12 protein-coding genes are annotated in these 13,018 nt (G+C 37.8%); 9 read left to right on the top strand and 3 right to left on the bottom strand.

What is annotated here, in order from left to right; translation table 11 throughout:
- Window positions 1-26: 26 nt before the first annotated feature.
- From map to GQO80_RS07400, 3 genes are all read left to right on the top strand, one after another.
- Window positions 27-845: a type I methionyl aminopeptidase gene (map, locus tag GQO80_RS07410; RefSeq protein WP_157207715.1), complete on the top strand. Its 819-nt coding sequence runs from the start codon at window positions 27-29 to the stop codon at window positions 843-845.
- A gap of 67 nt (window positions 846-912) precedes the next feature.
- Window positions 913-1,287, top strand: coding sequence for a GxxExxY protein (locus GQO80_RS07405; protein WP_157207714.1), 375 nt, complete (start codon window positions 913-915; stop codon window positions 1,285-1,287).
- A 24-nt stretch (window positions 1,288-1,311) separates the two neighbouring features.
- Window positions 1,312-2,079, top strand: coding sequence for a class I SAM-dependent methyltransferase (locus GQO80_RS07400; RefSeq protein ID WP_157207713.1), 768 nt, complete (start codon window positions 1,312-1,314; stop codon window positions 2,077-2,079).
- A gap of 107 nt (window positions 2,080-2,186) precedes the next feature.
- On the opposite strand, the gene GQO80_RS07395 is transcribed toward GQO80_RS07400, so the two are convergent.
- Entirely contained in the window at window positions 2,187-3,107 is a 921-nt protein-coding gene (locus GQO80_RS07395; RefSeq protein ID WP_232333129.1) for an FAD:protein FMN transferase, read from the bottom strand.
- Between the two features lie 58 nt (window positions 3,108-3,165).
- Window positions 3,166-3,543 carry a Na(+)-translocating NADH-quinone reductase subunit F gene (locus GQO80_RS07390; protein WP_157207711.1) on the bottom strand — a complete coding sequence of 126 codons (378 nt, stop codon included), beginning with the start codon at window positions 3,541-3,543 and terminating at the stop codon, window positions 3,166-3,168.
- Between the two features lie 128 nt (window positions 3,544-3,671).
- Between GQO80_RS07390 and GQO80_RS07385 the strand changes: the two genes are divergently transcribed.
- From GQO80_RS07385 to GQO80_RS07360, 6 genes are all read left to right on the top strand, one after another.
- The gene (locus GQO80_RS07385; RefSeq protein WP_157207710.1) at window positions 3,672-4,442 is read left to right on the top strand and encodes a hypothetical protein; all 771 of its coding nucleotides are present in this window, start codon (window positions 3,672-3,674) and stop codon (window positions 4,440-4,442) included.
- Window positions 4,443-4,514: 72 nt separating this feature from the next.
- Window positions 4,515-5,558 (top strand): hypothetical protein, encoded by a 1,044-nt coding sequence (locus GQO80_RS07380; protein WP_157207709.1) that lies wholly within the window; start codon window positions 4,515-4,517, stop codon window positions 5,556-5,558.
- A gap of 79 nt (window positions 5,559-5,637) precedes the next feature.
- Window positions 5,638-6,312: a hypothetical protein gene (locus tag GQO80_RS07375; RefSeq protein WP_157207708.1), complete on the top strand. Its 675-nt coding sequence runs from the start codon at window positions 5,638-5,640 to the stop codon at window positions 6,310-6,312.
- A 118-nt stretch (window positions 6,313-6,430) separates the two neighbouring features.
- Entirely contained in the window at window positions 6,431-6,982 is a 552-nt protein-coding gene (locus GQO80_RS07370; RefSeq protein ID WP_157207707.1) for an RNA polymerase sigma factor, read from the top strand.
- A gap of 7 nt (window positions 6,983-6,989) precedes the next feature.
- Window positions 6,990-7,724 carry a tetratricopeptide repeat protein gene (locus GQO80_RS07365; protein WP_157207706.1) on the top strand — a complete coding sequence of 245 codons (735 nt, stop codon included), beginning with the start codon at window positions 6,990-6,992 and terminating at the stop codon, window positions 7,722-7,724.
- Window positions 7,725-10,979, top strand: coding sequence for a CHAT domain-containing protein (locus GQO80_RS07360; RefSeq protein ID WP_157207705.1), 3,255 nt, complete (start codon window positions 7,725-7,727; stop codon window positions 10,977-10,979).
- A gap of 20 nt (window positions 10,980-10,999) precedes the next feature.
- Here the strand turns inward: GQO80_RS07360 and GQO80_RS07355 are convergent, their stop codons facing one another.
- Window positions 11,000-12,895 carry a T9SS type A sorting domain-containing protein gene (locus GQO80_RS07355; RefSeq protein WP_157207704.1) on the bottom strand — a complete coding sequence of 632 codons (1,896 nt, stop codon included), beginning with the start codon at window positions 12,893-12,895 and terminating at the stop codon, window positions 11,000-11,002.
- Window positions 12,896-13,018: the final 123 nt, after the last annotated feature.

Raw genomic sequence — 13,018 nt, 5'->3', positions numbered from 1 at the left:
GTATCTTTGCCATTATTTTTCAAAATATGATTATTGTAAAAACAAGAGAAGAGATTGAATTAATGCGCGAAAGTGCTTTAATAGTATCAAAAACATTGGGAATGCTTGCCAAGGAAATCAAACCCGGCGTAACCACAAAACAATTGGACAAACTTGCAGAAGATTTTATTAGGGCACAAAATGCCTTACCAGGTTTTTTAGGCTTGTACAACTGTCCATCTACCCTGTTGTGCAGCGTAAATGAGGCCGTTGTTCATGGGTTGCCAACCGATATACCCTTAAAGGAAGGCGACATTGTATCCATAGATTGTGGCGCCCTAAAAAATGACTTTTATGGCGACCACGCCTACACTTTTGAAATAGGCGAAGTGGCTCCAGAAACTAAAAAGCTCATTCAAATTACTAAAGAATCCTTATATATTGGCATAAAAGAATTTAAAGCAAACAACCGCGTTGGCGATGTTGGTTTTGCCATTCAAAAATATTGCGAGGACCATGGTTATGGTGTGGTAAGGGATTTGGTGGGCCATGGTTTGGGCAAAAAAATGCACGAAGACCCCGAAATGCCAAACTATGGAAAACGCGGACGCGGAAAAAAGTTTGTTGAAGGCATGGTTGTAGCCATTGAACCCATGATCAATATGGGAACCCACCGCATCAAACAGCTTAATGATGGCTGGACCATAGTAACCTTAGACGGTAAACCAAGTGTACATTTTGAACACGATGTAGCCCTTATAGACGGTAAACCAGAGATATTATCAACGTTTGCCTATGTGCACGAAGCATTGGGGATTACTTCTGATGAAGAGGAAACGTTTAGACAGAAGGCTTTAGTACTTTAGTTATTTAATACACAGATTTCACTGATTTACACAGATTTTACCTAAATCCAAATTTTCAAACTAACCTATGGGTCAATTACTTTACAACGAAGACACCTACAAATTAATAGGTTTATGTATGGACGTTCATCGTGAATTGGGCAAAGGTTTTAGTGAAGTAGTCTATGGAGATGCTCTTGAAATTGAATTTATCAACAACAAAGTTTGCTACTCAAGGGAAACGGCATTTAATATTATATATAAAGGCAATTTGCTTCCACACAAGTATAAAGCTGATTTTATAATAGATAACAAAATTGTTTTAGAAATTAAAGCAACAAGTATTCTTACTGATTCTCATGTTAAACAAACCCTTAATTACTTGGCGGTTTCCAAATTAAAACTTGGTCTTCTTATTAATTTTGGAGAAGATAGTTTAAAACATAAAAGAATCATTCTTTAGCAATCCGTGAAATCCGTGAAATCCGTGTTAAAAAAACTATTCAAACTAATTTTAAACACCATCCCGCGACCCATTTTAATCAGGTTAAGCTACCTAGCGCGCCCTGTTTTGGCTTACTGTTTAAAAGGCAACAACTTTACCGACCCCATTGATGGCAAAAGTTTCAAAAGCTTTTTACCTTATGGATATGGCGAGCAACGCCACAATGTATTATCGCCTTCAACCTTGAGTTTGGAACGCCACAGGTTGCTTTGGTTGTACCTGATGAACGAAACCGATTTCTTTTCCGCTGAAAAAAAAGTACTGCATTTTGCGCCCGAACAATGTTTTTTAAAACGTTTTAAAGACTTAAAAAATTTAGATTACACAACAACCGATTTACTTTCACCTATTGCCGATGTGAAAGCTGATATTTGCAATTTACCGTTTAAAGATGAAGAATTCGATATTATTTTATGCAATCATGTTTTAGAGCACATTCCCAACGACACAAAGGCGATGCGAGAACTATACCGGGTTATGAAAGTGGGCGGAATGGGTATTTTTCAAATTCCACAAGATTTGAATAGGGAAAAAACCTTTGAAGACAATTCGATAACCGATAAAAAAGAACGCGCTAAACTATTTGGCCAATACGACCATGTGCGCGTGTATGGGCGTGATTATTTTGATAAACTAAGAAGTATCGGTTTTAAAGTGGAAGCAGTTGATTATACTGCCACACTTTCCGCGGAAGCGATAAAAAAATTCTGTTTGGCAAAAGGTGAAATTATACCAATTGTTTACAAATAGTTGCAAATAAAAAAAGTCAGGTTAATATAAAAATCTCCCCGACTTCTTTATTGATTAATAGCATCTATAAGACACACTATTTTTTAAATGGTCACATTAAAAAAAAATTATTTCGCTTTTGGGAAATTATTCAAGGCTAAGGTTTCCAACTGTTTTTTATCGTTTTCAAAAATTAAAAACACTTTAAGTTCGGGATGTTTTTTTAAAAACGTTTTCACTTTTTCAATCCCCATGGCTTTAAAAGCGGTTGCATAACCATCGGCAACCATACAATTTTCGGCAATTACCGATATACTTAGCAAATTGGTTTTGCTTGGATAGCCTGTTTTGGTGTCGATAATGTGCGCATAGCGATTGCCTTCAGCATCGGTTTTAAATTTTCTGTATGTTCCCGAAGTTGCCATGGCTTCATCGTGCATTTCAATAGCTTCTAAAATAGATTGTTCGCCGTCAAAATGTGGCATTTCTATACCTACTTTCCAGGGGGCTTGCTTTTCTTTGTTTGTTCCGCGTGCCCTAATTTCGCCACCAATTTCAACCAGATAATTTTTAACCTGTTTGCTTTCTAGAAACTCACCAATTACATCAACGCCGTAGCCTTTTGCAATGGCATTAAAATCGATAAAGGTGCCTTGGGGCTTTTCAATGTTGTTTCCTACCAACGTTACTTTGTTTAAGCCAACGGACTGCATCAAACTATCAATTTTCAAACTATCCAGATTGGCAATTTTTACTTCGGGGCCAAAATCCCAGGCGTTTACAATGCCGCCAATGGTGGGGTCGAAAACGCCTTCGGTTTGCTTATAAATATCTTTGGAAGCATTAAAAACCTTTATAAAATGAGCATCGACCGTGGTGGTTTCATTCCGGTTCAATCTTGAAATATCAGAATTGGTTTGATACGTGGACATAGCGTTGTTTATCACTGTGAACAAACTGTCGAATTGCGTTTCAAAATTCCGCTCGTCATGGTAAACAACATGGTAACTGGTACCGAAAACCACCCCTGAAAGCTTGGTGTTTTTCATTTCCTTCTCACAAGAAATGACTGTTAGCAAAATCAGAAAAAAGACGATGTGTTTCATTTTAATTCAAATTGGTATCCAAAACCTGTATGCCATTATACTCCAGCAAATAATCCTGATTCAAATAAATAGGTGCTTTTTCCTGGTCAATATTGCCAATGCCCACGCCTGCATAAAGTACCTTGGCATCTTGCTCTCTGGCGTGTTTTTTAAAGGCTTCCATCCAAACAATATCGTAATTATTGGGATTATCGGGCAAAATAACCACGCGCACTATTACAAAGTAATACTGTTTGTTTTTATCAATACATACAAATTGCGGATGCTTTTTTAGCTTGCTATTGATGGCGATAAACTCGAAACCACGCTGCTCCAAATCCTTTCCAACATGGTTCATGGCCAAATTATGCAATTCTTGTTCTGTAAGTGCTTTACCCATATTACAAAAATAAAATAAATGTTTTTAATGTTGATGTTATTTTCAAATTGTTTGAAGGATTGCCCCTAACAATGATGACATTTTCAAATGGAACCGATGTAGCAATAAACCAATAAAACATCTCAACTATGAAATCATTAAAATTATTCAGCTTTATTTCGCTTACTATTTTGATTGTATCATGCAGTTCCGATAGCGATGGAAATGGCAACAACAAGCTCGCAAACTTTCAATCGAAAATATGCAACACGGTTACCGGCCCTACCGCTGCCTATTGGGATTACGCAAACGCAATGACCATTCCTTTAACCCAAGTGCCTATATTAAAAAACACCAATGGACAATTTATACATAGCCAATTGCCCTATTTAGGGTTTCCGTTACCCCAAGGATACAATGCTACCGAAATAACCATTCCGCAAACCCAAACCATAGGCGTAAACGTGATACGAAACGACAATGCCGTTGTTTGGAGATATGTACCAAGTACCACCGTTCCTGCCAATTTATCGGTTAATGATATTATTGCCACCGAAATAAACCAAATGTTCAACTTTTATGGCTTTAGCGGCAACTTTAACGTGCTATGTACCCAAACCAAAAGTGCCAACCAAAGTGGTGGTATTGTAACCGAATTTACGGCACGTTTAATACAGTTTGGAAACTTTACAGGTTTGGTGTGGATTAACGCAACCCGCGTTCAGGGTTTGGCAACTTCTTTTGTTTCCATTAGTGTTTCATCGGGCCCTACAAACGAGTACAACAACTTGGTGATGGAAACTTTTTTACCCCTCAGCTTTCAATTGCTGGTAAACGACAGGGATACACTTTCGGACAGAGATGGTGATGGCACACCAGACATTTACGATAGGGAACCCGACAACCCAAAAGTTCAATAATTATTTTATGATAAAATGATGACATGTTGTTTTTGTGCCGATGTTATAAAGAACAATTAATAATTAGAAAAAATGATGAAACCAAAAATCAAATCAATTAAACAAATATTCCTTTTTGCTGCAATCCTTACCATGGCGTTATTTTCTTGCAGTAAAGATGAAAGTACTACTGAAAAAGAACCCACAGGGGCAACAGTTTATGTAGCTGGCCACGAATTGAACAGCTCCAGTACCATTGCCAAACTATGGAAAAACGGTAAAGCTACCACACTTTCAGACAACAATAAAGCAGCCTACGCAAAAGCTGTTTATGTTTCTGGAACCGATGTGTATGTTGCAGGTTATCAGCTTGACAATGCAACAGCTTATGTTGCCAAAGTTTGGAAAAATGGCGTAGCAACCAGTCTTACAAATGGCACTCAAAATGCCAATGCCGATGCCATTTATGTTTCTGGCAACGATGTTTATGCTGGTGGCTACGAACTTTCGGGCATTGGCTTAACGGCCAAAATATGGAAAAACGGGGTCGCTTCTGATGTTTCTGGCGGCCTTCAATCTAGGGTAACATCCCTATTTGTATCAAACAATACAGTTTATGCCGCAGGGTGGCAAATTCCTAAAGGCTCCTCAAAAACAATAGCCTGTTATTGGAAAAACGGCGTGGTTACCTATTTGAACGATGGCGCAAAAGAAGCCACAGCGCAATCCATCGTTGTGACTGGAAACGATGTTTATATAGTAGGCTCAGAATATAAAGATAATGTTTCCAATATAGCCATTGCCAAAGTTTGGAAAAACGGGGTCGCTACCAACCTTACCGATGGCTCCAAAAGCGCCATCCCATTTTCTGTTTTTGTTTCCGGAAACGACGTTTATGTTGCTGGCGTTATACAAAATACTGCTGCGGTTTGGAAAAATGGGGTACTTACCGAACTTACAGACGGTACCAAGGGTGCAAGCGCCAATGCTGTATTTGTTTTTGGTACGGATGTTTATGTAGCTGGCCATGAAGCTAACGGTACCAAAGATGTCGCTAAAGTTTGGAAAAACGGGGTTGCTACAAACCTTACAGATGGCAAGCAATCTGCACAAGCATTTTCGGTTTTTGTGAAATAGAAAACAACAAACCCTCCTTGTACTTATTTTTCAATCATTCCCATAAAAAAATGTTCAACAACCTTTTAATCACTATTTTATGAACCATTTAAACAGCAACACCAAACAACAAAAAGCAGAAAACCATGTTTTAACATGTAGCAAGAAGCTATATAACTATAAATCAGCACTTTTAATACTGTGTTTATTAGTTTCAAGCGCATTATTTTCTCAAGAAAAACCCATAAGAATTGGCGTTAAATTGGGTTTGCCGAACGTAATTGGTGGCAATATAGAGTATGTAACGCCTCTTTTAAACAAGAGGCTTGCGGTAACAATAGATTATTCGTCGCTTAGTGGTTCTTCCGCAGAAGATGATGCTGGAGGAAGTTTCACCTATTTTGCGGGTGGATTGAATTATTATTTTTTAAAAGAAGGCAAAGGTTTATACGGCAACCTTGGTTATGGAAGCTTTAACGGCAATGCTACCTTTACCGATGTCGATTCTGAAGTGGGCACCCAAACCAATGGCGTATCTAAAGTGGCTATTTCCTATAAGTCGGTGAATTTGATGATTGGCGCAAAGTTGGGAGGTCTTTTTTATTTCAGACCCGAAATTGGGTTTGCTTTACCGGGATTTCCTGATGATATTGTTGAAAATGTAACCTTCCCAGATGGCAGCACCGAAACACAAAGCTTTTCAAGTAATGAAGACGTACCGGGCATTATTCGCTCCGGCTTCATTTTTAACATAGGTATTGGCTTTGCTTTTTAACCTAAAAAACATCATAAAAACCCAAAAAAAGTAAATAATCGGAATAATAAACCATTTAATAGCCTAGTATTTGTATAAAAATGAAATAATTGTATATTTCCATGATTTGTAATAATTCATGGAACAAGAACAACTTATTAACGCTATTAAAAGCAACAATTCCAATGCTTTAAAAGCGTTTTATGTAACCAATTACCCTAAAATCGAATCGTTGGTTTTAAGCAACAGTGGCACGATTGACGATGCGAAAGATGTTTACCAAGATGCCTTTATCGCACTTTGGAACAACATAAAAAACAAGGCCTTTATTCCCGCAAACGATTCTGCGCTTAACGGCTATTTATATACCATTGCAAAAAACAAATGGATGGATACGATACGCTCGCAACACTTTAAAAAAACGCAACCATTAACCAAAGAGCGCATCGGGTTCATTAAAAATGAAGCTGATAGCAGCCCTGAACCAATTGAAAGCAACCAGTTAAACAAGGCCATGGAAGCTTTTAAAAACTTAGGCCAACCCTGTAAACAACTTTTAACCAGGTTTTACTTTGATAAAAAATCGTTACGGGATATTGCAACCGATTTAAGTTTGGACGAAGCTTCCGTAAGAAATAAAAAATACCGATGCATGGAAAAATTGCGCAGCATCGTTTTAGCCTCAAAATAACAACACATTGAAAGACCATAGCGACATACCACAAGAACTTTTTGAAGCCATAGAACGCTACATTCAGGGCACTATGCCCCCAAAGGAATTGAAGGATTTTAACGAATACCTTAACATTGATGCAGATTTCAGGCTTCAGGTTGAAGAAATCAAAACCTTGCTTCTAGGCATTGAAACGCAAGCCCTAAAAGAGCAACTCGATGTGTTTCACGAAGAAATACCTAAAAACAACCATTTAAAAAAACCATCAAAAAAAGTACAATATTTGTTTATAAGCAAAATAGCGGCGGCGGCGGCCATTATTATAGCCATTGGCAGTATTTGGTTTTTTAGCAGCTCACCAAACCAAAAACTCTATGCCAAATATTTTAAACCCGATCCCGGGTTGCCAACCACCATGGGAAACACTGCCAATTTTGAATTTTATGATGCCATGGTAAATTACAAACATGGCGACTATGCCCTGGCCATTAAAAAATGGGAAAAATTGAACGCTATTAAACCCGATAACGATACCATAGCGTATTTTTTGGGAGTTGCCCATTTAGCCAATAAAAATGAGGACAGAGCAATTCCGTTTTTTGAAAAAGTGATTTTGAATCCCGATTTTGTATTTCAAAGCGATGCCTATTTTTATTTAGGATTATCCTATTTAAAAAACGGCAATTATAAGGCGGCCAAAAAGAATTTCTCGCTTAGCAAGCTAGAAACCAGCAAAGAACTTTTGAAACAATTAGACTAGATGCTCACTTTAAAAAAAATGGGGCTTGTACTTCTCCTTTTAGTAAGTTACAACGGGCATGCCCAATACCAAAATTCAAAAAGTTTAAAAACTTTAGATTCCCTTATGGATCTAAACGAATATAAAAAAGCCCAAAATACCTTAAACAAAGACCTTCAAAATTTTAAAGCCAAAAAATCGTATTACTTATTAACAGATTATCTTTATTACATAGGAAAAATAAATTTACAGCTTCACGATCAACCCACGGCCACTTCAAGAGTAACCCAATTTTTTTCATTCATCACATCAAAAACCGATTCGGCAAAAGTAATACGGCAAGCAGCCCTTGAGCTTTCTTCCTATTACGAACTCATCAACAACCCACAAAAAGCCTACGATGCTAATTTAGATGCCCTTAGCGCTACTTCAAAATGGAAAGAAGCCACTCCCGAAGACTTTGGTCTTGTTGAAAACAACTTAGGAACACTGGCCAATAGAAAAGGCGATTTGGCAACGGGCTTAAAGCACCATAAAAAAGCATTGAAATATTACGAGTCCTACCCCAAGGCCGATAAATCAAGCCTCTATATTTTATATAACTCCCTAGGCGGTTCCATGTGGTACACTTCTAAAATTGACAGCGCACTCTATTTTTATGAAAGGGCAGAAAAAACATTGAAATTATTGGAGCCCAACCCCATGAATGCCTATTACAGACCTGCTACGCTAAACAATAACAAAGCCGGCATTTATGCAACACAGGGCAACTTTAAAAAAGCGCTGGAAGCCATGAAAAGCACTATCGACCATTTAAAAAAATTCCTGAAAACCCATAGCAGCGACTCCAGAAAAGAAAGTGCACAGGAATTTTTATTCATGTCCATTGAAAATTATGCGGGCATTTATAAGGATATGGGCGATTTTGAAAAAGCAAAGCAGCTCTTGGAATACTCATATAGAGAGAAAAAAAAACACTTTCAACCTGATAATCCCGAATTATTTAAAGCCAACATCTTGTTGGGCCAAATTTACTTCGCACTAAAAGATTATAAACTTTCGGAAACCTACTTAACCAGAGGCCTAAACCACATCAACAAAACACCTGGGGGCAATACCTATTGGGCCGCAGAAGCCCACTATACACTGGCCCAGTTAAACGAAGCATTAAAAAATAATGATACGGCAAAATGGCATTTTAACAAGGCCGAAACCCTATATGAAGCATCACTGGAAGGTGCTTACGACGAATTGTACCTGGATTTCACCTTAAACGCTTCCAACTTTTACGCCAAAAACAACGAGAAGGAAAAAGCGCTTAACCTTTCAAAAAAAGCATGTGCCTATATTAAGGAAAACCAAGGCAACACGACCGCGCTCGAAATTCAACAAATTTTAAACAAGGGTGAAATATACTATAAACTGGGTGAGTACGAAGCTGCTTTTAACGACAGTAACAAAACCATGGACTTACTTAAAAAAATAGTGACAACCCAAACCAACCCGTTAGATTCGGTTAACATCATCCTTTACCAACCCAAAGCCATCCTTTTAAGAGCGAAATCGGCCTACAAACTTACCAAAACAAGAACAAGTAATTTTTTAATCCAACAATTTAAAGAGGTAAAACAGGCCATTTCAATTTTAGAAAAACAAAAAGCACTCGTGGGCGATGATAGCAATATAACCTATTTAATTGATAAAAACGCCGCTATTTTTGAATTTGCAAAACAACTGGCCCTGGAAATTTATGGTGCCACAAAAAACAAAATGTACTTGAATGAGGTGATTGGTCTGCACGAATCGCTTTTGTACAATCGCATCCGTACACGTTTAAATTCCAAAGCCTATATTTCGTATGCCCAGGTGCCCGCTTCTATTTCAAACCAAGAAAAAACCATTAAAGACAAATTAAAAAACAGTTGGAAGCACCAAAACAGTATCGACCATTACATTCAAGCAAGCACCCAATGGCACAATTATTTGGAATTATTAAAAAAAGACTATCCCAAATATTACAAAATGCGCTTTGCCACCATTGAAGAGCCAATGGACAAGCTCCAACAGCACATCCCCAAAAACACCAGCGTAGTGCGCTATTTATTTGCAGAAGACGCTTTATATGCCGTTACCATTACCCAAAAAGAAAAGCACATTTTTAAGCTGAGTACCAAAAACCTTCAAAATCACATAGCAAAATTGGCAGAAAACAAACCAGGTATTTTCGACATAAACAACTCGCTTTATGAGCTTTACCAGCAACTGTGGAAACCATTTGAAACAAAAATAACCACCGAAAATGTTATCATTATTCCAGATGGCGCACTTTTCAATTTAAGTTTTGAAACGCTTACCCCAAAAAAAATACACAGCTTTAAGGAACTGGCCACCAACAGTTTACTAGTAAAACACACCATTTCGTACAATTACAGCTTACTTTTATTGGACGAAAACAAAAAAACCATCCATTTCAAAAACGATTTTATTGCATTCGCTCCCGAGTTTAACGATAAAATGAAAAAGGATTACAGGATAGCCATTACCGATTCCGTAACTGCTGATAAAACCTATCTAAGCCTACTTCCACAGCCTTTTAGTGTCGATTTGGCATTGGAATATTCGCGGTTGTTTAACGGCAAATCGTTTATTAATGAAAAAGCATCCAAACAAATATTCAAAAATGAAGCTGCCGAACATAAAATTATCCACATAGGCACCCATGCTGAATCCAATAACATTTCACCTGAATTATCGCGCTTAATTTTCGCAAAAAACACTAAAAACGAAGACAATTCACTTTATACCTACGAGATATATAACGAAAATTTAAACTCAAATTTAGCCATATTAACCGCTTGCGAAACAGGAAAACCAACCTACCAAGCCGGTGAGGGCATGATTTCTTTGGCGCATGCCTTTAATTATGCGGGTAGCGAAAGTATTTTAACAAGCCTATGGAAAATTGACGAACAATCGAGTGCCAAAATCGTAGAGCTTTTTTACCAAAACATTAAAAAAGGTTGGCCAAAAAACAAAGCCTTACAACAGGCCAAACGCGATTATCTAGCCACCGTCGAAGGAAGAACCTTGCATCCACAATATTGGGCAGGCATGATACTTATTGGCAATACAGCACCTATCGATTTGCAAACGCCCACAAACATACTATGGTATATACTTATGGCCACTTGCGCCATTTTACTGGTTTTTTTCGTTGTTAAAACACGAAAAAGAGTTGCCATTTCCAGCAACTCTTCAACACTTAAAAATGAGTGACTAACCCAAAAAATCAAAAACTAATTTGAAACAACTATTTTTTTCGTGATGGTCGATTGTAGCCCTACATCTTCCAATTTAAAAAAATACAGACCCGAAGCTAAGGCATCTAAAGAAATATGGAATGTATTTGATGCATATTTGGCTTCCTTCACCACCTTGCCTAATGGATTTATAAGTTGCCAGCGCCCTCTTGTGATGGAACTGGACGCTATATTTAAAACATCTTTTACGGGGTTTGGATAGATAGCAATATCCTGAACAGCGGGATTTTCAGTTGAAAGCATAAAATCTGGTCCATTCAAATACACGATATTGTTTTGGCAAACTACATTGAAGGTATAAGGCGTACCGTTGAAGCTTGCCGTAATTTGAGCCGGAAAATTGCAACTAACCAAATTATTGGCAATAAGCATTTGGAAACTGGCATTTTTTTCAGGCATAAACCCCAACGCCACATTAATAGTGCCATCTAAAACCGCATTGCCCAAAACAATAATTTGATCATACCCGGTTCCTGGCACAAGATAATCCATCTGGATATTATAGTTGGTATAACTATTGGTCGTTAAATCGGTGCCAAGGGTTAAAATACCTTGCGGACTTCCAAAAGTGCCGTAGTTAAGTCCTGGTTCAATCCTGCCCTCTTCAATATGGCCGGTTGGCAATATAATGGTTCCGCTGCCATTTAACGCACCATAGCTACTACTGTAGGTGCCCGAAATCATTAAAGTGCCTTGTTCACTTGATACAATACCGTAATTGGTAAACGCCGTAAGATTGATGGTTGAAATGCCGCTTCCAGAAGTTTTCACGATAACCGATTCGCCAAAATTTGCCATTTCGTGCAGCGTACCGCTATCATGGCCTATGGTAATGCCATCGTTATTAATACGGAACAGGGCATTATTAAAATTATAAATCCTACCTGTATTGATGTTCAAGTTCCCTTGGTTTAGGTTCATGCTTCCGTAATTATAAAACTCGAAGCCATTGGCTATTTCCTTCAAACCCGAACTAGCAAGAATGGTGTTTCCATAATTAAAAACAAACGATTGAACAGCCGTGTTTGTTCTGGATATTTCGCCTTCATTCCAAACAATGGTGCCGGTGTCGTTATTGTGAATTACCGATTTCATCGCTAAATCGCCATTAATCGTTAAGGTGTTGTTATCGCCAATCATAATAATATTGGCTTTTGTAGTTCCTGAACTACTGGTATTTACGTTTGCCCCCGGAACAACGTTAATAATAACATTATCTGTTTCGGTGGGCACACCATCTGGATTCCAATTGGAAGCCGTATTCCAGTTTGAATCGCCACCTTCCCCATCCCAAACCTTGGCCGTGGTATAATTAACAGCCGTTACGGTATATAATACACCGTTATTTTGACATTGTGCATCTAAAACAACCTGGAAACCCGTTCCTAAAAAACTGGTTAATGATGCTGCGTTGCAACTTTGCATGGTGCCATCAATTACATAATATTGGTTGCCTATTTGTGGTACATACGTTGAAAAATAAAAATCTATTCTTCCGTCAAAATAACAATCTCCTTGTGTTTCAAGTTTTGAATAATCGTTTAAATGACTCATACTTATTGAAAGCGTGCTGTTTTCATCAACCATAAAATCGCCTGTTAACAACAAATCACTAGACAAGAACAAGTTGGCTCCGCCTGTTAACGACAAACTTCCAAAAACAAAAGGCGTTCCGTTATAAATGGGATGGCCACCATCAATAAAAATATAATCGTTATCTTTTGGTATTTTGGCATCTAACCAGTTGTTGCTATCGTCCCAGGTTTGTCCGTCGCCAGTGCCTGTCCAATAAACCGCTTCTGGAATTTCAAATTGCGCATAAGTAGTTGCCGAAAAAAATAATAATGCTGAAAAAAGTAAAATCTGTTTCATGTTGAGCGTTTTTAATTGGTTATTACAATTACATCGACACCGTAAAAAAATGTGAGCATTAACAATTGGAAAAACGCTTCTGTTCAAAATTAAATTCGCATCCTAAAATTGTGTAACTTTAGC

The organism is Mariniflexile maritimum, from assembly GCF_009746565.1.
Lineage (GTDB): Bacteria > Bacteroidota > Bacteroidia > Flavobacteriales > Flavobacteriaceae > Mariniflexile > Mariniflexile maritimum.
The sequence above is the reverse complement of the archived record's forward strand: the minus strand, read 5'-3'. Positions and strand labels throughout refer to the sequence as shown.